The sequence below is a fragment of the Sphingobacterium thermophilum genome (assembly GCF_039541675.1).
Taxonomy (GTDB): domain Bacteria; phylum Bacteroidota; class Bacteroidia; order Sphingobacteriales; family Sphingobacteriaceae; genus Sphingobacterium; species Sphingobacterium thermophilum.
In genome coordinates, this window is sequence record NZ_BAABGR010000009.1 from 1 (window position 1) to 19,197 (window position 19,197).

Annotated in this window: 22 protein-coding genes and 2 tRNA genes; 14 read left to right on the forward strand and 10 right to left on the reverse strand. The window is 41.9% G+C overall.

Features of this window, described 5'->3' with window-relative positions:
• Positions 1 to 141: 141 nt before the first annotated feature.
• Entirely contained in the window at positions 142 to 1,128 is a 987-nt protein-coding gene (locus ABD873_RS04810) for a pyruvate dehydrogenase complex E1 component subunit beta (protein WP_039054349.1), read from the reverse strand.
• 125 nt (positions 1,129 to 1,253) lie between these two features.
• Complete coding sequence (mqnB, locus tag ABD873_RS04815) at positions 1,254 to 1,865, reverse strand: futalosine hydrolase (protein WP_039054350.1); 612 nt, start codon at positions 1,863 to 1,865, stop codon at positions 1,254 to 1,256.
• A 52-nt stretch (positions 1,866 to 1,917) separates the two neighbouring features.
• Between mqnB and ABD873_RS04820 the strand changes: the two genes are divergently transcribed.
• From ABD873_RS04820 to ABD873_RS04855, 8 genes are all read left to right on the forward strand, one after another.
• Complete coding sequence (locus tag ABD873_RS04820; protein ID WP_039054351.1) at positions 1,918 to 2,331, forward strand: 6-pyruvoyl trahydropterin synthase family protein; 414 nt, start codon at positions 1,918 to 1,920, stop codon at positions 2,329 to 2,331.
• A gap of 31 nt (positions 2,332 to 2,362) precedes the next feature.
• A complete protein-coding gene (folE, locus tag ABD873_RS04825) occupies positions 2,363 to 2,992 on the forward strand; it encodes a GTP cyclohydrolase I FolE (RefSeq protein WP_039054352.1) in 630 nt (209 codons plus the stop codon).
• Positions 2,993 to 3,145: 153 nt separating this feature from the next.
• The gene (locus ABD873_RS04830) at positions 3,146 to 3,781 is read left to right on the forward strand and encodes an O-methyltransferase (RefSeq protein ID WP_345065396.1); all 636 of its coding nucleotides are present in this window, start codon (positions 3,146 to 3,148) and stop codon (positions 3,779 to 3,781) included.
• Positions 3,782 to 3,803: 22 nt separating this feature from the next.
• A complete protein-coding gene (locus tag ABD873_RS04835; protein ID WP_082021947.1) occupies positions 3,804 to 4,304 on the forward strand; it encodes a glucosaminidase domain-containing protein in 501 nt (166 codons plus the stop codon).
• A gap of 16 nt (positions 4,305 to 4,320) precedes the next feature.
• Positions 4,321 to 5,157: a glucosaminidase domain-containing protein gene (locus ABD873_RS04840; protein ID WP_345065401.1), complete on the forward strand. Its 837-nt coding sequence runs from the start codon at positions 4,321 to 4,323 to the stop codon at positions 5,155 to 5,157.
• 55 nt (positions 5,158 to 5,212) lie between these two features.
• Positions 5,213 to 5,968, forward strand: a complete 756-nt coding sequence (locus ABD873_RS04845; protein WP_345065404.1) for a hypothetical protein — start codon at positions 5,213 to 5,215, stop codon at positions 5,966 to 5,968.
• Between the two features lie 10 nt (positions 5,969 to 5,978).
• Positions 5,979 to 6,971 (forward strand): DUF3078 domain-containing protein, encoded by a 993-nt coding sequence (locus tag ABD873_RS04850; protein WP_345065407.1) that lies wholly within the window; start codon positions 5,979 to 5,981, stop codon positions 6,969 to 6,971.
• Between the two features lie 18 nt (positions 6,972 to 6,989).
• Positions 6,990 to 7,919 (forward strand): N-acetylmuramoyl-L-alanine amidase, encoded by a 930-nt coding sequence (locus ABD873_RS04855; RefSeq protein WP_345065409.1) that lies wholly within the window; start codon positions 6,990 to 6,992, stop codon positions 7,917 to 7,919.
• On the opposite strand, the gene ABD873_RS04860 is transcribed toward ABD873_RS04855, so the two are convergent.
• The 6 genes from ABD873_RS04860 to ABD873_RS04885 form a co-directional block, all read right to left on the reverse strand.
• Positions 7,916 to 9,622 (reverse strand): sodium:solute symporter family protein, encoded by a 1,707-nt coding sequence (locus tag ABD873_RS04860; RefSeq protein ID WP_039054195.1) that lies wholly within the window; start codon positions 9,620 to 9,622, stop codon positions 7,916 to 7,918. The genes ABD873_RS04855 and ABD873_RS04860 overlap by 4 nt on opposite strands.
• 105 nt (positions 9,623 to 9,727) lie before the next feature.
• Positions 9,728 to 9,922 carry a hypothetical protein gene (locus ABD873_RS04865; RefSeq protein ID WP_039054196.1) on the reverse strand — a complete coding sequence of 65 codons (195 nt, stop codon included), beginning with the start codon at positions 9,920 to 9,922 and terminating at the stop codon, positions 9,728 to 9,730.
• An 11-nt stretch (positions 9,923 to 9,933) separates the two neighbouring features.
• Positions 9,934 to 12,405, reverse strand: coding sequence for a PIG-L family deacetylase (locus ABD873_RS04870; protein ID WP_345065414.1), 2,472 nt, complete (start codon positions 12,403 to 12,405; stop codon positions 9,934 to 9,936).
• A gap of 321 nt (positions 12,406 to 12,726) precedes the next feature.
• Complete coding sequence (locus ABD873_RS04875) at positions 12,727 to 12,984, reverse strand: DUF6952 family protein (RefSeq protein WP_039054197.1); 258 nt, start codon at positions 12,982 to 12,984, stop codon at positions 12,727 to 12,729.
• Positions 12,965 to 13,279 carry a thioredoxin family protein gene (locus ABD873_RS04880; RefSeq protein ID WP_039054198.1) on the reverse strand — a complete coding sequence of 105 codons (315 nt, stop codon included), beginning with the start codon at positions 13,277 to 13,279 and terminating at the stop codon, positions 12,965 to 12,967. The genes ABD873_RS04875 and ABD873_RS04880 overlap by 20 nt, the downstream gene beginning before the upstream one ends.
• A gap of 64 nt (positions 13,280 to 13,343) precedes the next feature.
• On the reverse strand, positions 13,344 to 13,976 hold the full coding sequence (locus ABD873_RS04885) for a peroxiredoxin (RefSeq protein WP_345065418.1): 633 nt from the start codon (positions 13,974 to 13,976) through the stop codon (positions 13,344 to 13,346).
• Between the two features lie 187 nt (positions 13,977 to 14,163).
• Between ABD873_RS04885 and ABD873_RS04890 the strand changes: the two genes are divergently transcribed.
• Positions 14,164 to 14,235, forward strand: a tRNA-Arg gene (locus tag ABD873_RS04890).
• A gap of 68 nt (positions 14,236 to 14,303) precedes the next feature.
• Here ABD873_RS04890 and ABD873_RS04895 read toward each other — a convergent pair.
• Positions 14,304 to 14,930, reverse strand: a complete 627-nt coding sequence (locus ABD873_RS04895; protein WP_345065422.1) for an outer membrane beta-barrel protein — start codon at positions 14,928 to 14,930, stop codon at positions 14,304 to 14,306.
• 294 nt (positions 14,931 to 15,224) lie between these two features.
• On the opposite strand from ABD873_RS04895, the gene ABD873_RS04900 reads away from it, so the two are divergent.
• Positions 15,225 to 15,300: transfer RNA gene (locus ABD873_RS04900), tRNA-Lys, on the forward strand.
• Positions 15,301 to 15,334: 34 nt separating this feature from the next.
• Here ABD873_RS04900 and ABD873_RS04905 read toward each other — a convergent pair.
• Complete coding sequence (locus tag ABD873_RS04905) at positions 15,335 to 15,964, reverse strand: Crp/Fnr family transcriptional regulator (protein ID WP_345065424.1); 630 nt, start codon at positions 15,962 to 15,964, stop codon at positions 15,335 to 15,337.
• Between the two features lie 297 nt (positions 15,965 to 16,261).
• On the opposite strand from ABD873_RS04905, the gene ABD873_RS04910 reads away from it, so the two are divergent.
• The 4 genes from ABD873_RS04910 (at position 16,262) to ABD873_RS04925 (ending at position 19,195) form a co-directional block, all read left to right on the forward strand.
• On the forward strand, positions 16,262 to 16,732 hold the full coding sequence (locus ABD873_RS04910; protein ID WP_345065426.1) for a hypothetical protein: 471 nt from the start codon (positions 16,262 to 16,264) through the stop codon (positions 16,730 to 16,732).
• Positions 16,733 to 16,782: 50 nt separating this feature from the next.
• Positions 16,783 to 17,847, forward strand: coding sequence for a PLP-dependent aminotransferase family protein (locus tag ABD873_RS04915; protein WP_345065429.1), 1,065 nt, complete (start codon positions 16,783 to 16,785; stop codon positions 17,845 to 17,847).
• Between the two features lie 200 nt (positions 17,848 to 18,047).
• Positions 18,048 to 18,341 (forward strand): HU family DNA-binding protein, encoded by a 294-nt coding sequence (locus ABD873_RS04920; protein WP_039053031.1) that lies wholly within the window; start codon positions 18,048 to 18,050, stop codon positions 18,339 to 18,341.
• A 14-nt stretch (positions 18,342 to 18,355) separates the two neighbouring features.
• Positions 18,356 to 19,195, forward strand: a complete 840-nt coding sequence (locus tag ABD873_RS04925; RefSeq protein WP_345065433.1) for a tetratricopeptide repeat protein — start codon at positions 18,356 to 18,358, stop codon at positions 19,193 to 19,195.
• The last annotated feature ends 2 nt before the right edge of the window (positions 19,196 to 19,197 follow it).

The window sequence follows — 19,197 nt, forward strand, 5'->3', positions numbered from 1 at the left end:
AATCTTTAACCAGACGAAGCTTAAAATCGGATTTGTGTTTTTTGTACTTAACCATAAAAATGCCCCCAAATAGTGTCTAACTTTTTGGGGGCAGTGTATTTTTACAAGCCTCTTTTTATTTCAATATGTTAAGCGAACAAATTATTTTTTCGCGTAAGTAACCTCTTTAACCGCTTTTACCACTTTTTCTACACTAGGTAATGTCGCTTCTACCAAGGTAGGAGCATATGCTAAAGGCACATCGGCAGATGTTACGCGTAGGATAGGTGCGTCTAAGTAGTCGAAAGCATTTTTTTGAACGTGGAAAGAGATTTCCGATGAGATGGAAGCCAATGGCCAAGCTTCTTCTACTACTACTAAGCGGTTTGTTTTCTTAACGGACTCTACCACGGTAGCGTAATCGATAGGACGAACTGAACGTAAGTCAATAACTTCTACGCTGACACCTTCTTTTTCTAGTTCTGCTACTGCCGGCAAAACTACACGAGGCATCATTTTACCGAAAGAAACGATAGTTACGTCAGTACCTTGTTGTACTACAGTAGCTTTACCTATAGGTAAGTAATATTCTTCTTCTGGCACATGACCTTTGTCACCATACATCACCTCCGATTCCATGAAGATTACTGGATCCGGATCAAGGATTGCTGATTTTAACAGTCCTTTTGCGTCGTATGGGTTTGAAGGAACTACTACTTTCAATCCTGGGGTGTTAGCATACCAGTTTTCGAAGTTTTGAGAGTGTTGAGCTGCCAACTGGCCTGCGTTACCTGTAGGTCCGCGGAATACGATAGGACAAGATAACTGGCCTCCTGACATTTGGCGGATTTTCGCAGCAGAGTTGATTACTTGATCTATCGCTACTAATGAGAAGTTGAACGTCATGAATTCGACTATAGGTTTAAGACCGTGAGTCGCAGCACCTACGGCGATACCAGCAAAGCCAAGCTCTGCAATAGGTGTGTCAATAACACGTTTAGGGCCAAATTCGTCAAGCATACCTTGGCTTACTTTGTAAGCACCGTTATACTCAGCAACTTCTTCACCCATTAAAAATATTCTTTCATCTTTACGCATCTCTTCGCTCATAGCTTCGCGAAGCGCTTCTCTGAATTGTATTTCTCTCATTAGTTTCTAAAATAATCTTATTTTTATAGAATACGCAAAGCTAATATTTTCTGACGATATTTTCGCAATGTTAGGCTAGCTTTTGCTGGGATTAATGTCATTTTTAAATAAGCTTTTGCTAATCCTTAATAATTGTTTTCGACAAAAGAGCGTAGCCATCGGTTGAGGTTTGCTATGGCCAGAGGGATGTTCCATGCCTCCTTATTGCGGCGTTCCACATAGTTGGAGATGGCACGTACTTGACAGCAGGGAATCCCTTCTTTCTCACAGACATATAGCACGGCAGCCCCTTCCATGCTTTCCACAGCGATATGTGGAAGATGTTCTTTTAAGGTTTGGATGCTCTTTTCATTACCATGTACTTTGTTGACCGTAATAGCAGCTACAGCAGGAAGGGGTAGGGATATATCTTTGGGCATGCAGCTCCTATAGGTGGCCTGACCGAACCCCATCTCTTCTATACTTAGAAAGCGGTCGCCGTCTTCTGCGCCCAGCTCGTAGAAGTGGTCGGTTTCTACAGCTACTACTTCGCCGATGGACAGTTCTCTTATCACCGATCCAGCAATGCCTACATTCAGCACAAAATCTACCCGTTGGGAGAGCAAAGCCTTCGTAAGCTGGTGGGCTGTAGCTGTCATCCCGACCCCTGTAACGACATAAGGAATGCCCTTTTCTTCCAGCAGGGGAATACTATCCTGAATTTCGAAGGTTGTGGCGGCGACAATCAGAGGCTTCATTTTATAGTTATTTGATGCTAAGTTAAATTTTTTTGAGGTATCTTTGTAAAATATGATTTATATCACTCGACGAGAGCGATTTTGCGCCGCACACAAACTGTATAGGGAAGATTGGTCACAGGAGCAGAATGAGGCCGTTTTTGGCTACTGCTCGAATCCTAACTGGCATGGACACAACTATGAACTATTCGTAACCGTGAAGGGGCAAATTAATCCTGAAACGGGATTTGTGATAGACCTCAAAGTCATGAAAAACATCATCCGCACGTATGTGATCTCCAAGATGGATCATAAGAATGTCAACTTGGATGTTGACTTCATGCGTGGGAAGATGGCTTCCACGGAAGTCATGGCAAAAGAAATTTTTCATCAGTTGAAACCCCATTTTGAACGTTATAACGTTACTTTGCATTGCGTAAGATTGCAGGAAACAGAAAACAATTCCGTTGAGTATTTCGGAGAATAAATAAACAAGTAATCAAACAAATCACAATACAATGAGTCATCCTACAGATTTCCATGAGGAATTAGACGGCTATACGAAGATCGACCAGTATAATACGGCACAAGTAGAACGTATTGCTAATCATTACTTAGATATTTTAGAGGCCTTGGGAGAAGACCCAAAGCGTGACGGCCTAATCAAGACGCCGGAACGTGTGGCCAAAGCTTTGCAGTTCCTGACACACGGTTATGATATTGACGCGGCAGAACTGTTGCGTAGTGCTATGTTTGAAGAAGACTACAGCCAGATGGTGGTGGTGAAAGATATTGAGGTGTATTCGATGTGCGAACACCATATGCTTCCCTTCTTCGGTAAGGCGCATATCGCCTACATCCCTAACGGACGTATTGTAGGGCTGAGCAAGATTCCTCGCGTGGTAGACGCTTTTGCAAGAAGGCTGCAAGTGCAGGAAAGACTAACAAACGAGATCAGAGACTGCATTCAGGAGACGTTGAATCCTGTCGGTGTGGCCGTGGTAATAGAGTGTAAACATATGTGTATGGCTATGCGCGGCGTGCAAAAGCAGAATTCAGTGACCACCACGTCGGCATTCACGGGAGCATTCCAAAACGACGTGACGCGCTCCGAATTTTTACGTCTTATCACAGCTTCCTTAGACTAAACGCCCTTTTTATAAAAGTTTTTCAAAAAACCTGCATAATCTCAAATTATGCGGGTTTTTTTTGTTATAAATTAAACTATATCAAGCTTATGCAGTCTGTGGAAGAAAGGCACGATGAGCTGAATTAAAAATAGAATGCTTACATTTGCATTTATGTTTCAGAACGAGGAACGTGTAAATAGCTATTTGGAGAGCATTTGTGATGAGGAAAATCCTTTGCTCAAAACGATACATCGCGAGACCTATCTTCGTGAAACCATGCCACATATGCTTTCCGGACATTATCAGGGACGCGTGCTGGCAATGATCAGTAAGATGGTGTCTCCTACACGTATTCTGGAGATAGGAACATTTACAGGTTATGCCACATTATGTCTCGCAGAAGGCCTTCAACAAGGAGGGGAGCTGCATACCATAGATATCAACGAGGAGCAGCAAGAGCGTGTACAAGGGTATTTCGATAAATCGCCCTTTGCTTCGCAGATACATTATCATATCGGTGATGCATATGATATCATCCCTACTTTGGAAGGGTCTTTTGATTTGGTATTTATTGATGCCGACAAGAAAAGAAACCTGACATATTATGACATGATGATAGATCGTGTCCCCTCAGGTGGCGTAATAATGATAGATAATGTTTTGTGGAAAGGAAAGGTATTCGATGAGAAGCCAGACAATCAAACAAAACAGGTTCTGGAGTTAAACAGTACGTTGGCAAAAGATAGCAGAGTTGAAAAACTCATCTTGCCGATACGAGACGGGCTTTTTGTGATGCGCAAAAAGTAATGGTTGAACTAAAAAACAGATTATGCAAAAATCTTTAGTTAGCAGAACGTTGCTAATGCTGTTCTTGTGTTTGCTGAGTATAGCTGCAGCTTTCGGGCAGAAAAAATTCACGCCGAAAAGCTATATCGAAGAACACAAAGGCTTAGCCCAGCAACTTATGCGAGAGACAGGTGTGCCAGCATCTGTGATTTTAGCGATAGCTATTCACGAAAGCGCTTACGGAAACAGCCGTATTGCTCAACATCTAAACAATCACTTTGGTATAAAAGGTAAAAACAATAGCAAGAAAATCCGCTCTGCCTACAAAGGATATTCTTCTGTCAAAGAGTCCTACCACGATTTTATAGGAGTTCTCAAACGACGAAAATCCACCGCCCATCTTTTTGAAACATGCTTCGGCAAAAATTGTGAAGCCTGGATACATGGCATCGCCCGTTCCGGCTATTCACAGACCAAGACATGGAAAACCCATGTTCTAGGCATGATAAAAAGATATAATTTAGAAGAGTACGACAAGATATAATGCCTAAAAGAGAAGAATGAGAGCGTCCGTTTATCTTTTATTGTTGTGTGTATTTTTTGTGTCCTGTAAAACCAAGCAGGTAGGAGTACAGCGAGGGCAGGGACAGCGCGGCTCTACCGTGATAAATACGCCTAGTCCATCCCGTACGCAGGGAGCAACATCCATGTCTGGATGGAACTACATCGAAAGATATAAGGACATTGCCATCCGCGAGATGAACCTTTATGGCATTCCGGCCAGCATCAAGCTGGCACAGGCATTGCTGGAGTCCGGCAACGGAAACTCCATGCTAGCAAGAGAAGCGAATAACCATTTCGGTATAAAATGCGGACCCAACTGGACCGGAAAGCGCATATTTAAGTCAGATGACAATCCTAACGACTGCTTCCGTGTTTACGATCATCCGGAAGATTCGTTTAAAGATCACTCGCAATTTTTGCTTCGCAAGCGCTATGAAAAGCTGTTTTCGCTTCGTAAAGACGACTATAGAGGGTGGGCTTATGGACTCAAGGAGGCCGGATATGCGACCAATCCGCGTTATCCGGAGCTGCTCATAGACCTTATCGAACGCTATCAACTGTACAAGTATGATAGACCGGAAAGCCATACCGAAAAGGTTGCCCGCGAAGTGAAAGTGGAGAGCGTCATAGAGCAGAAAATAGAAAAAGGAGAGAGCGTACAGGCCGAAAAAATTAAATCTCCCGTGAAGATGATAATCCACGAGGTGGTAGCGGGGAATACACTGTACAGCATCAGCAAGCAATATGGCGTGACGGTAGAACAGATTAAACAGCTGAACAACCTGACGTCCGACAATCTGCATGTAGGACAGCTCCTCGTGATAAGCAAATAGTCAAAAGATGTTAATTTTATGGTAAAATACTTAATAATAATGTAGTTTTACCATTGTGAGACCGAAAACCTTTCTTACGTTCATAGTGTTGCTATGCATGTTTTCCGTGTCCTACGGACAATCGGAAATAGGGGGTATTGTGCTGGACGTAGAAAGCAAACAGCGTATTGCTAAGGTCTTTTTGGTCAACAAAAGTACGGGAGAGAAAATCTATAACAACAGTAAGGGTGAATTTGCGATGAAGCTTCGCGAGGGGGACTTGCTTATCGCATCAAAAGAAAATTATTTTTCGGATACCTTAGTCTATAAGGGAGAGAAAGTTTTGGTTATCTCGCTGAAGCGTAAAGCCATCGAAATACCTACGGTAAATGTAGTGGCGAGAAGGTCACCGGAGGAAATACTGGAACAACGGAAGAAAGAGTACAGCAGGGCCTATAGGCTTGCCGATCCGGGAGATTATGTATCCGTGGGGCAAAATGGGGCTGGCTTAAGCATCGATGCGGTGTACAACTATTTCAGCCGTGAAGGACGCAATGCCCGCCGGCTTACCCAATATTTTCAGAAGGAATATGAAGACAACTATATCGATATGGTGTTTAGCCGTGAGTTGGTGAAGCGTGAAACGGGACTTGAAGGAGAAGCACTGGATAACTTCATGGTGCGTTACAGACCTACTTATGCTTTCGTGCTCAAGGCCACTCATTACGACCTGGTGAAATATATAAAAACTAAGTATCAGTATTTTAAATATATACCTTATATCAAGCCATTGCCTGATTTGCAAAAAATTGACTTATCTTTGGAAAAATAGCACAAAATCTATGTATAAAACAGCCAAAATAGTTTTAGCATTTATAGCTTCTTTAATAGCTTTGGACAGTTGGGCTCAGGTAAATCTTAAAGACCTGCGTGAAAAGCCGGAAACAAACATTGTAAATACAGACACGATAAAAGGACATAGTCTCAAACAGATTAATGTGCCTATCCCACAATTGGGATTGGAGGTAAACTATTGGAAGCACTGGACTAAGTTCGGACTCAACGCCAATCAGGCGTCATTTAGCGACAACTGGAATGCCGGAGGGGTGAACTCTATGGCTCTGTCAGGACTGTTTTGGCATAAAGCGGACTATACCCGTGATAGGATTAACTTTGTGTCAGAGTTAGATCTGAAATACGGAAAAATCAAGAATAAAGATCAACTGGCAAAGAAAAATAACGACCGTATATTCTGGGATAACAAGCTTTCTTACCAGTTTAGTGAGAAATGGGCATTATATTTCTCCTTCACATGGGAAACGCAGTTTGATCAAGGTTACAAATACGGTAAAGATGGGGAAGGAAATGAAATCATCATTGATACGGTTTCGGCATTTATGGCTCCGGGATATTTCACGGAATCTTTCGGTTTGGAGTATAAGCCGGACAAAACATTTTCCTTGCGTCTAGGTACGGGTACGGCACGTCAGACATTTCTCCTCGACAAACGCATAGCACAGCCCGAAGGAGGAGAGGTGGTGTATGGTGTAGAACCAGGGAAGCGAGTACGTAATGATTTGGCTTTTCAGCTTACAGCAAACCTAGACCGCAACCTTTCGCAAAATCTGAACTTGAAGTCAAGATACAATCTCTTTGCTGACTATAAGGAACTTAGCGACCCTAACCACCGTTTGGACGTGACACTGACAGCAAAGGTAACCAAGCTTGTCAATGTGACCGCAACAGGAGTGGTTTTATATGATTCCGATCAAAGTAGCAAAGTACAGTACAGTCAAGCTTTGGCGTTGGGAATATTATTTTCATTCCCTCGATAATAAAATAAATAATACAATATGAGAATGGTGAAGTGGGGTGTAGGGATTTTTCTTGTTGCTTTTTTGGGTGCCTGTGGCTCATCACAGCGAGCGTCGCAGCAGAAGTTGGCTTTAGTAAATATAGTGCCGGAAGCTAAGATGGCTTTGTCTATGGATACGTTGAAAGATACTGTCCTCCTTCCGGCAGACACACTAAAAATATCTGCTGTGACGCGTATAGACTCCATAGATGAGCCTGTAGTGTTAACGCCGGAAGAGAAAAGACTGCAAGAGCGGTTGTCTGGAATAAATAAGACAGCCGATTGGGCTCCCGCTATACATTATGACAATAGGAAGCCAAACTTTGTTATAATCCACCATACGGCGCAAAACAGTGTGGCCCAGACTGTGCGCACCTTTCAGCTTCCACATACAAAAGTGAGTGCCCATTATGTCATCGGCAAGAATGGGCAGGTGATTCAGATGCTCAACGAATTTGACAGGGCTTGGCATGCAGGAAAGAGCAAATGGGGCACTATTACCGACATCAACTCAGTATCCATAGGGATAGAACTGGACAACAACGGTAAAGAGCCTTTCGCTGAGCCACAAATTGAAGCTCTACTTGTTCTTCTGGATACATTAAAGACAAAATATAATATTCCTCAAACAAACTTTATTGGGCATTCCGATATAGCTCCTACGCGGAAAGATGACCCTAGCAGCTTTTTTCCGTGGAAAAAGCTTGCAGAGCGAGGCTTCGGAATATGGTATAATGAAGACTTTCTGCCACAACCGCCGGCAAATTTCAATCCTACGGATGCTCTGAAGATAATAGGATATGACATGACTAATCCTGAGGCAGCTATCCGTGCTTTTAAGCGCAGGTTTGTTCAGACGGAGGTGAATAGCATTCTCACACCACGTGATATTGCAATTCTATATGACCTTTACAGAAAATACTATTAGGATTGGGATGCGCCCTGTTTCTGAGGTAAGGCATATTCTAAAAGGTATCCCATAAGGATTACCAACACACACCCAATAACATTCAACCAAAGGAAGGCTATAATGTCTGCCAACCAGATTGTCACGACGATGAATTCGCTAATCACGGCACTCCAGAATACGGCGTTTCCTCCAATACGTTTAAAATAGAAAGCCACGAGGAAAATGCCAAGGATGGTGCCATAGAAGAGAGAGCCTAGAATGTTTACGGCTTCCAACAGGTTGCCCAGCTTGTTGGCAAAAAGAGCTACGATGATGGTGAATATACCCCATCCTAAGGTGCTTAGACGTGAAACTTTCAAGTAAACTTTATCATCTGAGGCGTCCTTACGGATAAGCCTTTTGTAGATGTCTATCACTGTGGTGGAGGCCAAAGAGTTTATGGCGCTGGAGGTGGCACCCATGGAGGCAAGCATGACTATAGCTACCAGTAGACCTATGAGACCTTTAGGGAATACATTCGTGACGAAATTGAGGAAAATATAATTGTTGTCGTTCAGTTCGGCTTTGGCGTCATTCTTTTTCAGCAGCTCTACAGTTTGGCTGCGTAGTTCCTGCGATTTGGTGTTGATTTCCTGAATCTGCTTTTTGGAAACCTCTACACTTTGTAAATCTTTCTTGTCTAAGGCGGTGTGATAACTGAGCAGAGCAGCAATGCGTTGCTGTGTCAGCTTCTCTTGTTGGATTTTGAGTGCATCAAAGTCCTGCTTATAGATGCTTTGCTCCAGTTTGTTGACCTCTACCGGATTGAAAAATAGAGGTGAGGCATTAAACTGATAGTAAGCAAAAACAAGAATTCCTATGAGAAGGATACAGAACTGCATGGGAACTTTCAGCAGACCATTCATAATAAGGCCCATGCGGCTTTCGCGGATGGAAGAGCCGGTAAGATAGCGTCCAACCTGGCTTTGGTCCGTACCAAAATAAGACAGCTGGAGGAAGAAGCCTCCTATGAGTCCTGTCCATACGGTATACTGGTTGTTTAAGTCCAGTGTCAAATCTATGGCGTTAGTCTTTCCGGATATCCCTGCAATATGTAGAGCATCCGTAAAGCCTATATCTTCCGGAAGAAGATGGACGACCATTATGCCAGCAGCTAGCATGCCGGCAAAGATGATGGACATCTGTAATAGCTGGGTATAGGATACAGCCTTTGTTCCTCCATATGTTGTATAACAAAGCACCAGCATACCTATAAATAGGGTGGTATAGGTGACATCCGTATGTAATATGGATGACAAAATGATGGAAGGTGCGAATATGGTAATACCAGTGGAAATCCCCCGCTGTATGAGGAAGAGAAAAGCTGTGAGTGAACGCGTCTTAATATCGAAGCGTTTTTCCAAGAATTCGTAGGCGGTGAACACTTTGAGCCTATGGAAAATAGGGACAAAGGTCACGCACAGTACTATCATTGCCAGAGGTAAACCGAAGTAGAATTGGACGAAGCTCATTCCCGAGCTGTAAGCCAAGCCTGGAGCGGAAAGGAAGGTGATGGCGCTAGCCTGGGTGGCCATCACGGATAACCCCACATTATACCAAGGAAGCTCCCTATTACCAAGAAGGAAACCGTCTATATTACGAATATTCCTGCTTTTGTAGATCCCATAGAGAACTATCAAAAGCAGGGTTACAAATAGTACTATCCAATCGATAATACTCATGAGAAGTGTATCGTAAAGAAGTACATTAATAGAATGCAAAGCGCTAACCAGACAATGTTAATAATATACCATTGTCTCCAGTTAGTCGTCTTGCATGGCATTCTTCTATCGGTCACTTTCTTTATATGGTAGCAATACGGTTATGAAGAAAACAGCGAAAATCAATCCGCCGATAAGACCGCCAATAATGCTTAGGAATGAACCGCAAGAAGCAAAAGCGATCAATGCACCTAAAATAGTTCCGATTAACAAAATAAGTCCTTTAACATTCAAAGGCTGTTCATTAACTTGATTTTCCATATACTGAATAATTAATTTTCGTTTGCTAACAAATTTACAAATAATCTATAAGCTCCGGGCACTCCGGCTGGTAATTGTCTGAAAAATGCCAACGAGGTGTATACAAACTTACCTTTTCCGTAGTTGCATATCAGTAAGGAGCCTTCATGAGGCGCTTCTCCTTTGTCGTGCATGCGCAACGGGGTGCGGTATCTTTTGTCAATATTTCTAGCGAAGTAAAGTCCGCGTTCCTGTATCCATCCCTCAAAGTCGGACTCCGTAATGCGATTAGGAAAAGAGAAGGCTTTATCCTGTCGCTCAAAAGAAACAGGTGAGTCTTCTTCTGTAACACGGTCCCGGGTAATCTGAAAAGGATAAGGGCCTAACCTATTCGTCAGCAGTTTTGTGTTTACATTGTATTGAAACACTACAACTCCGCCATTATTTGCGTATTCCAACAGCCTATCTAGGAGCTGACTGCTGTTGTTGATCACATTGAAAAAGCGGACACCAACGATGATGGCTTCGTATTGAGTTAAGGAGGAAGGGTTGTTGAGGTCTGCTTCTGTCAGGTTGGAAACTTTGATGCCTAACTGTTTTAGCGATTCACCCACAAGGTCACCGGCACCGGCGAGATATCCTACATGACGTACCGTGTTTTCCAGCTGGAGGTTTTGGCAGATGATTTCCGTCGTTGGAAACCATGTCTGCTGTGGGATATGGTCGTAATCCAGTGTTTTGATATAACAAAGCTTCTCTTCGTTGCTGGAGAATGTAACGACTCCCTTTTTGCTGTTTTTTCCTGTAGGTGCTATGGTAATGGTTTTTGTGATCTTGTCGCTGGCTCCAAAATCCAATTCCAAAGTAGATGGTTCGACTTTCCAGCCTTCTGGTTGGTTTACTTTGACATTAAAGGAGCTCCGCAGTAGGTCGTGCCGCGTGAAAGTGATGTCTATCTGCCTAGCCTGTTGGTTGGTACTCAGAGCAAGGCTGGAAGACACTTCTGCCGTCATTGCTGGAAGGATAACGATAGGATTGTGTACTTCGCCTTTCACGGGATCCACAAAGCGATGGTGTATGTCTTTTACGATGTGAATATTTGTGTTTTCGACTTTTACGATCAGCTTGACCTGAGGTTTGTCGGGGTTTGTAGGGTGTCCTACCACTTCTAAAGGAATATCAAAGCGTCCCAGGGAGTGAGGTTGGACAAGCCAATAAGGCTGCGTCGTTTTTGCATAGGAGGTTTCTATATTGTCTCTCCAGAGTTTATTGGACTGCAGTTTTTGATGTATGGTCTTGCCGTCGATGGAGACGATCTCTACCTCTATATCTTTCGCGTAAGCGATGGCTTCCACTGTGGCATTAATTTTTGTACCTTTCACAAAGGAAGCTTGTGCTGAGTACACGTCCACCCAGAAGCCACTACATGCCAAAATAAGCTCTTCGACTTCTTTAAGTTTTTGTGCAATCCAGAAGCCGTGGTTAGCATGCTGACTGTATTTTTTGTCTAAGGTATATCCTTCCAGCAGTTTTTTTAATGCTACCAAGTCGGCGATAGACTGTTGCGGGTTCTGAAAGTTGAACTCTTTGTTTATTTTGTCTACCAGTTGCTGTATGGCACTCGTGTTAGGGATACGGCTCCAAGAGGTGTTGATGCCATCAAAAAGGTCGGTATTTGCTTTTTCTCCTGCTACGTGATCGAAATATTCGAAGGAAGTGCCTCTTGAGGATGCAGATCCAAAGCCTTGGGTTTTGTGTTGGGAGCGGCTCTGTGCTGACACTTCTCCGTACGATTGACCTAATAAGGTGTTGTAATGTCCTATGTCAATTTTCAGCTGGTCGTCCGACGTATTGTTTTGTCCGCCGAAGTTGGCTGTATTCCATACCAGCCGTTTGGCCTGCCAGGTGCTTACCTTGTTTAGTTGTTCAGGAAATTTGTTTTTGTCTGCTGCGGCTAGGAAAGCTTCGTGGGCCAAGATGGCCGAAGCCTGATGGTGGCCATGTCCCCCTCTTGGGTCCGGAGGAAAGCGTGTGATGATTACGTCCGGCTGGTACTTGCGAATGAGCCATACGGCTTCACGCAATATAGTTTCATGGTCCCAGAACTTAAATGTCTCTTCATGAGTCTTCGAAAAGCCGAAGTCATAGGCCGAGGAGAACAGCTGTTCGCCTTTGTCTACCTGACGAGCTGCCAGCAGTTCCTGCGTGCGGATAATACCCAGATTGATACCTAGGTCTGTGCCCAGAAGGTTTTGTCCACCATCGCCACGTGTCAGGGACAGGTAGGTCGTCTTGAACTTCCTCTCGCGGGCCAACCAAGCGATAAGCTTAGTGTTTTCATCGTCCGGATGTGCCGCAAAATACATAACTGAGCCCAGATGGTTAAGTTTCTGCAGACTGATGGCTATGTCTACAACCGACTGCTGTGCTTGTAAACTTTTTGTAGAAAGACCGAAAATAAAGGCTATTAGGATGAAAAAAAGAGGACTAATAGTTTTTCGCATAGTGACATTAAGCTGGTTTGGTATTAATTTACGTTAAATTTTGCGAAAACCGTAAAATAAAAAAGAGTTGAAAAACCTTTCAACTCTTTTTTAACAACAATTAAAAATCTTTTACTTAAATATTGTGCCTGAATAAGATCTAAACAAATAAGCAGAACTTTCTTTTAAACCCCTACATTTGTGTGTTCTCACAGCTGTAAGATAAAAGTAGCATAAAATTGCGAGATTAAATCTTCGAACGCTAAAAAAAATTTCCACAATGACGAAGTTATACACATCTCATGGTGGAAATAATAAGTGGACTGGAATTGTAACTGTTTTTTATTTATCAATCGAGCCTAAAACGCGCTGCATAAATTTGTTAAGCGCTTCTTTTTTAGGAGTACCTTCTTTAATCATTTTATCAACCTCGATAGCGCCATACATGTTAGAGATGAGCTCTCCGATGACGTCCAATTCTTCATCTTTCAAAGAAGGGACTTCAGTAAGCGCTTCTAACGTTTCGATAGTTTCTAATACGTAATCGGCATCGTTCTGCTCGATGAATTCCGTAAGATGTTTAATTATTGGTAACTTCATTTAATAAGTCGATTAATCCGTCGATTTTGTTTGTTTGTACTTGGTTTACCAACTGACCGTTTTTGAAAGCAGCGAACGTAGGTAAGTTGTTTACGTTAGCCAACTTTCTTGACTCAGGGAATTTTTCTGCGTCAACGATTACGAATTTTACGTTTTCGTTTTCTGTTGCCAATTTTTTGAATTTTGGTTTCATAATACGGCAGTTTCCGCACCATGATGCTGCATATTGCACCATAACTACGTCGTTGTTGGCTACAACTTCTTGTAAGTTATCTGATTCTAATTCTTGTAACATAGCAAGTTAAATTTTGATAGAAGAGGTGGAATTAATCCACCTCTACAATCTATTAAAGCAATTCTTAGTTCATCGACAAGTAAGAAGCTACACCTTCACGTGTTGCTGACATAGCTTGTTTACCTTCTTCCCAGTTTGCTGGACATACTTCACCGTGTTTTTGTACGTGAGTGTATGCGTCGATAAGACGAAGATATTCTTTCACGTTACGGCCAAGAGGCATATCGTTTACTGACTCGTGGAATACTTTACCTGTCTCATCGATCAAGTAAGTAGCACGGTAAGTTACAGCTGAACCTTCAGCTAAAGTGCCATATTCTGGGTGTTCTACTTCTTTAACATCCAAGATGCCTAAGATGCTAGACAAGTTGCGGTTAGTATCTGCGATGATAGGGTATTCTACCCCTTCGATACCGCCGTTGTCTTTTGGTGTGTTTAACCAAGCGAAGTGTACTTCGTTGGTGTCGCAAGAAGCACCGATAACGATAGTGTTACGTTTTTCGAATTCTTCTTTAGCTGCTTGGAAAGCATGTAACTCTGTAGGACATACGAAAGTAAAGTCCTTAGGATACCAGAATAATAAGATTTTTTTGTTTTCTTTTTGTGCTTTCTCGAAAATGTTAAGTGAAATGTAATCACCTAAATAGTCAATAGCGTCAACTGTAATGTTCGGGAAATTTTTACCTACGAAACTCATAATTGTATCTTCTTTTAATGTGTCACAAAGGTATGAAATCTTCTCATTGAAAAGTATAAATATTACCTATGCATCATTGAGGTTATCTATATTTTTTATGGTAAAATATTGCTTATATTTATGGTTATGCCAAATTTTAAATAGGTCTTTGTTTTCAGTTAGGTGTTTTCTATTTTTGACCTCAGCTGGCCCCGTAGTTCAATGGATAGAATAGAAGTTTCCTAAACTTTTGATAGCAGTTCGATTCTGCTCGGGGCTACAAAGTTAGCCGTAAACAACAAAGGACAGCACTTAGGCTGTCCTTTGCTATTTTAAATCAACACATGATTAGAATTTGAATGTCAAACCAAAAGTAGCTGCATCGAAGAAGTTATTGTATTGATTTAAGTTCATTCCAAAGCTGTTAGTAGCTTTAGCACCGTCTGTGTCTACTTTTGAGGTATTGTAGCCTATAACATTTGACAAGGCGAAGTTGATCGCAATTTTATCTGTCAAGAAGTAGTTTGCACCTACACCTCCGTTGATTCCGAAAGATTTTACTTTCGGGCTTTCTGTGGTGTTGTTTGCTACAGTAATTTCAGATTTTTGTGTATTGTAATCTGCATTTACTTCAGCATAGGTCTTGAAACGAGAACCTAATTCTAAGAAATAGTAACGACCGAATATTCCTGCACCAAAAGTATTGGATTTGTTTTTAGTGTCGATGCCGTATTTGTCGTTTGTAGAAGATGCAACATTGAAGTTTACACCGGCAGCAAGTTTATCTGTAAAGAAGTATCCAACTTTTGGAGTGAATTTAAATGTTGTTTCTTTAACTTCTGTAGTTTTGTTGTCAGTTGTGCTTAAACCCAAGTTACCTTCAACCAATACATTTCCTTTACCGAAACCTTCTTGAGCATAAGAAGCTGCTGTCAATCCAGCGATAGCAGTCAATGTAAGTAAAACTTTTTTCATAGCAATTATATTTAGTTGTTTTGACAATACAAATATATGTCTGACCAATTTGTTAAAAAAGTCAAAACGTCAATTTATTGTCATAATGAGTTTAAGTTTAGGCAAGTAGTTAATATTCAATAGGAAAAAATAAAGGTCGAGTCACAAGGGCTTTTTTTTAAAGTGGGGATATTTATTAGAGTGCGGAGGAAGTAGTGTTACTCCTTTTCATCTTTTTGTCACAATGTTGATATTTCCTGATAGATTTATTTGATTTTCTCCTAGATGTAGTTTACTTTTGAGTCGTCAAATCAAGACTCCGTAGCTCAGTTGGTAGAGCAACTGACTCTTAATCAGTGGGTCGAGAGTTCGAATCTCTCCGGGGTCACCAAGCAGACGCCTCTCTTGCACCTGAGAGGCGTTTTTTAATTTAGGAGTTGTATGCTGTTGCGGCTGAGTAAGATTTTACCTTCTTTTTCTAGGACTTTGAGCAGGCGAGAGATGACCACACGGGAGCTGTTGAGCTCATTGGCAATTTCTTGATGTGTTTTTTCGATGGTTTTGCTGTTAGATAATTTACTCTTTTCCAAAAGATAGCTATAAAGTCTTTCGTCCATCTTCATGAAAGCAATACTGTCTATGGTGTTCAGAAGTTCTTGGAAGCGGTTGTTGTAGCTTTGAAAGACGAAGGAACGCCAGCTGTGGTATCTGCTAAGCCATTCCTCCATTTTTTGAATGGGCAGCATGGCTACCAGTCCGTCTGTTTCGGCTATAGCCTTGATTTCGCTTTTCTTCTCTCCTATACAGCAACTCAGCGTCATGGAGCAGGTGTCTCCCTTTTCTAGGAAGTAGAGCAGTAGCTCTCCCGCATCGAAGTCTTCACGCATGATTTTTATAACTCCATCAATAAGCAATGGCATACTTTTAATGTATTGACCTATATTTATCAGTGCATCACCTTCCTTAAACGCGATAATCTTTGCGGTATTGGTGATTTCTTCCAGCAGACCTTTTTCAAAAATACCGCCATATGTCTTGAATATTGATTCTTTCATGTTGTTTCTTAATTAAATATAGGTATAATCCTATCTTTTCCTCTAAAATATATGTGATGAAGGGGAATGAATGTAACCCGAGTTACACAGAGAGGAGTAATCTTTCGAAAGCTGTGTTTACTTTTAAGATATATTTTGTATATTAGTTTAATTCGGGTTGGATGACCTAATCAGGGCATTGCTTTTACTGTTGTTTGGAATAGACTAGTGCTTTCGATTGTAGACCTCGTTTACTGGCTAAGCGAGGTTTTTGGTTTTACGAAGAGGAAGGCTCAGGAATTTGTATTATATTTAAATATGAGCTTTAAAAATGTTTGGCTAGGCTTATTGACTTTTCTGTTGATAGGGGGCTTCAGCATCTGTGCGCAGGAGCAGGGCAGTGGATGGATTGTTGGACCGTCGTTGTCGTATCAATATCAAGAAAAGAGTTTTCTGAAAGCATCCTTTTGGGGACTCACAGATTTGGGTTATGCAAATTACCTTCGTTTTGATGTGGGAGCAGGCCTAACCTTTCAAGAGAAGAAAACGATAGTAATTCCGGAAGCTTCTACCACATATTACCTCAGCGCCAAAGGGGCTTGGCCTTTTGTGAAGGCAGAGTTTACCCCTTATACCTTTACGCCCAAGTTGGGTATTGGTGTTTTTAATATTTTAGAGCTCAGTGCCGGTTATGGGGTAAAGCTTCGTCGACACACCAAGCTGTCTTCTATTGACGGGTTCAGCTTTCAGTTAGGATTTAATATTCCATTGAATTATTATTTAAAGTAGTGTGAAGAGCATTCATTTCCTTAGATTTGTGGGGCTAACGAAGACTATTCATGGATATTTTTAGTCAATTACATCAACCTACCAACCGTATCATATCCCTGGAGCAAGAAGATTATTTGTTTTTCGGCGGGACGGCCTATTTGGGTTTGTTGGTGAATGAGGATTATCGTAGGTTGGTTGTGGAAGGCCTTTATAAATATGGTATCAACAACGGTACTTCACGATCCAATAATGTGCAGTTAGGGATATATGACGAGGCGGAAGAGCTATTGGCGAAGCGTTTCGGTTTTGCGCAGTCAGCCTTATTTTCCAGTGGTTATTTGGCAGCGCAGGCTGTCGTGCGTCAGCTGAGTCTTTCGCGCGAGGTATTTTATGCACCTCACACTCATCCTGCACTATGGATTGACGGAAGGCCACAAGCTTTGAAAGAAGATGTTACGGAATGGACGGAAGCAGTGGTGGATGCCGTTAACGCTTCCCCGTCAGAATATATTTTGCTTATTGCTAATGCTATTGACAATCTAAAACCCGAGAGGTATGATTTCAATGTTCTAAAACATATACGTGAGGACAAGAAGGTTTTACTGTTGTTGGACGATTCACATGGTCTAGGGGTAGTGCGTAAAAATGCACTATCTGCCGGTGTCCAAGAGCTGAAGGGTTGCCATCATATTGAGGTTGCCGTTGTAGCCTCTTTGGCTAAGGGGTTGGGTACCGATGCTGGGATAGTGTTGGCGAGCACTGAGGTGGTAGACGAAGTGAAGCGCTCGCCTATATTTATGGGGGCTTCTCCTTCGAGTCCGGCATTCATCTATGCCCTTGCGAAGGGAGAGAGCATCTATGAGCAAGCTTTCGACAGACTGCACAACAATATAGCTTATGTATGCGAGGGTGTGGCTGCTTTAGAAGGTTTGTCGTATGCAGAAGACTTCCCCGTATTCACCTCTACGGATTCTCAATTATATGCTAAATTGCTTCAGCACCGCATATTGGTGTCTAGCTTTCCTTATCCATTACCCACCAGTGAACCGCTAAACCGTATCGTGATTTCTGCCTTGCATGAACCACAAGATCTTCAAAGGTTGACAGAGGTTTTACATAGTGTTTTGGAATAAGGGTTTGAAAATCAATCAAATAATCGTAGATTTGCGGACTATTTTGCAGGAACGTTCTTTGGGGTAAAAGATAATCGTTTGATTATGAAAAAAATATGTTTGACAAAAGCGTCAAAATATTTTTAAAGCTCATGAAAAAACGATAATTTTGCATCCCCAAATGTGGGGAGTGGAGAAATAAATTATTACAGAATATAGATATGACTAAAGCAGAAATTATTGCAGAGATCTCTACCAAGACTGGTTTAGAGAAGGTTGATGTACAAGAAGCGGTTGAAGCGTTCTTCAAGGTTGTGAAAAATGCGATGATTGAAGGAGAGAACGTTTATGTTAGAGGTTTTGGAAGTTTCGTAGTGAAAAAAAGAGCTGAAAAAACTGCGCGTAATATATCGAAAAATACAGCGATTATCATTCCTGAGCACTATGTGCCAAGCTTTAAACCTGCAAAAATTTTTGTGGAGAAAGTTAAAAACAGTAATAAAATAAAAAAATAATTTAAATTAGCTCTATGCTGAATACCAAACAAATAGTTGTAGTTGTTGTTGTGATAGTGCTGATTGGGTCTTTGTTGGCGCAACCTATCAAAGGTTTGGTAGATAAGCAAGAGCAAAACACAACGGCAGCAGCAGACGAATCCGCTTCTTCGATGTTTACGTTGAAGAGCGTTTCCGAGCTCGCCAAGCAAGGTATCAACAACTCCTTGGCGCAGGAGATTACAGCAATAGAGCAACAGGCGGAGAAAGCCGAAGGGGAAGATAAGATATCCTTGTTACAGACGTTAGCTGATAAGTGGGACGATCTGGCAAAACCTATTCCACAAGGATTTATTTATAAGGAAATGGCCGAAATTAACCCGAAATTAGAATATTGGGTTAAATCGGGCGATGCCTTTCGCGAGGGCTATACCAATCTACAAGACACAGCCATGGCGTCAGCGCTAAACAAAATGGCGATAGACTCTTATGAAAAGGCTTTAGCCATGGACAGCAACAACCTTGCCGCCAAAACCGGTTTAGGGGCAGCTCTTGTAACGGGTTCCAGCAATCCTATGGCAGGTATTGCTTTGCTTCGCGAGGTTGTGCAAGCCGATCCGAAAAATCTTGATGCTAACAAAACTTTAGGTTTGTTCTCCATGCAGTCGGGACAGTTTGATAAAGCTATCGAACGTTTCAAGACTGTAGTAGAAATCAAGGCTGATGCCGAGTCTTATTTCTATCTGGCGGCAGCCTACGAAAAAATTGGTCAAAAATCTGAAGCAATAGCAGCTTATAAAAAGAGCAAGGAAATTGCTGCAGATCCGACACTATCTCAATACATCGATCGTCAGATCGAAGAATTGAGCAAATAATA

Excerpts from the sequence above, each read along its gene's own strand:
- ABD873_RS04810 (WP_039054349.1), bottom strand. The coding sequence starts at position 1,128 with ATGAGAGAAATACAATTCAGAGAAGCGCTTCGCGAAGCTATGAGCGAA.
- ABD873_RS04895 (WP_345065422.1), bottom strand. The coding sequence starts at position 14,930 with ATGAAAAAAGTTTTACTTACATTGACTGCTATCGCTGGATTGACAGCA.
- ABD873_RS04920 (WP_039053031.1), top strand. The coding sequence starts at position 18,048 with ATGACTAAAGCAGAAATTATTGCAGAGATCTCTACCAAGACTGGTTTA.
- ABD873_RS04880 (WP_039054198.1), bottom strand. The coding sequence starts at position 13,279 with ATGTTACAAGAATTAGAATCAGATAACTTACAAGAAGTTGTAGCCAAC.
- ABD873_RS04820 (WP_039054351.1), top strand. The coding sequence starts at position 1,918 with ATGATTTATATCACTCGACGAGAGCGATTTTGCGCCGCACACAAACTG.
- ABD873_RS04870 (WP_345065414.1), bottom strand. The coding sequence starts at position 12,405 with ATGCGAAAAACTATTAGTCCTCTTTTTTTCATCCTAATAGCCTTTATT.
- ABD873_RS04905 (WP_345065424.1), bottom strand. The coding sequence starts at position 15,964 with ATGAAAGAATCAATATTCAAGACATATGGCGGTATTTTTGAAAAAGGT.
- ABD873_RS04835 (WP_082021947.1), top strand. The coding sequence starts at position 3,804 with ATGCAAAAATCTTTAGTTAGCAGAACGTTGCTAATGCTGTTCTTGTGT.
- ABD873_RS04885 (WP_345065418.1), bottom strand. The coding sequence starts at position 13,976 with ATGAGTTTCGTAGGTAAAAATTTCCCGAACATTACAGTTGACGCTATT.
- ABD873_RS04910 (WP_345065426.1), top strand. The coding sequence starts at position 16,262 with ATGAGCTTTAAAAATGTTTGGCTAGGCTTATTGACTTTTCTGTTGATA.
- mqnB (WP_039054350.1), bottom strand. The coding sequence starts at position 1,865 with ATGAAGCCTCTGATTGTCGCCGCCACAACCTTCGAAATTCAGGATAGT.
- ABD873_RS04850 (WP_345065407.1), top strand. The coding sequence starts at position 5,979 with ATGTATAAAACAGCCAAAATAGTTTTAGCATTTATAGCTTCTTTAATA.
- ABD873_RS04925 (WP_345065433.1), top strand. The coding sequence starts at position 18,356 with ATGCTGAATACCAAACAAATAGTTGTAGTTGTTGTTGTGATAGTGCTG.
- ABD873_RS04830 (WP_345065396.1), top strand. The coding sequence starts at position 3,146 with ATGTTTCAGAACGAGGAACGTGTAAATAGCTATTTGGAGAGCATTTGT.
- ABD873_RS04840 (WP_345065401.1), top strand. The coding sequence starts at position 4,321 with ATGAGAGCGTCCGTTTATCTTTTATTGTTGTGTGTATTTTTTGTGTCC.
- ABD873_RS04860 (WP_039054195.1), bottom strand. The coding sequence starts at position 9,622 with ATGAGTATTATCGATTGGATAGTACTATTTGTAACCCTGCTTTTGATA.
- folE (WP_039054352.1), top strand. The coding sequence starts at position 2,363 with ATGAGTCATCCTACAGATTTCCATGAGGAATTAGACGGCTATACGAAG.
- ABD873_RS04875 (WP_039054197.1), bottom strand. The coding sequence starts at position 12,984 with ATGAAGTTACCAATAATTAAACATCTTACGGAATTCATCGAGCAGAAC.
- ABD873_RS04915 (WP_345065429.1), top strand. The coding sequence starts at position 16,783 with ATGGATATTTTTAGTCAATTACATCAACCTACCAACCGTATCATATCC.
- ABD873_RS04865 (WP_039054196.1), bottom strand. The coding sequence starts at position 9,922 with ATGGAAAATCAAGTTAATGAACAGCCTTTGAATGTTAAAGGACTTATT.
- ABD873_RS04855 (WP_345065409.1), top strand. The coding sequence starts at position 6,990 with ATGAGAATGGTGAAGTGGGGTGTAGGGATTTTTCTTGTTGCTTTTTTG.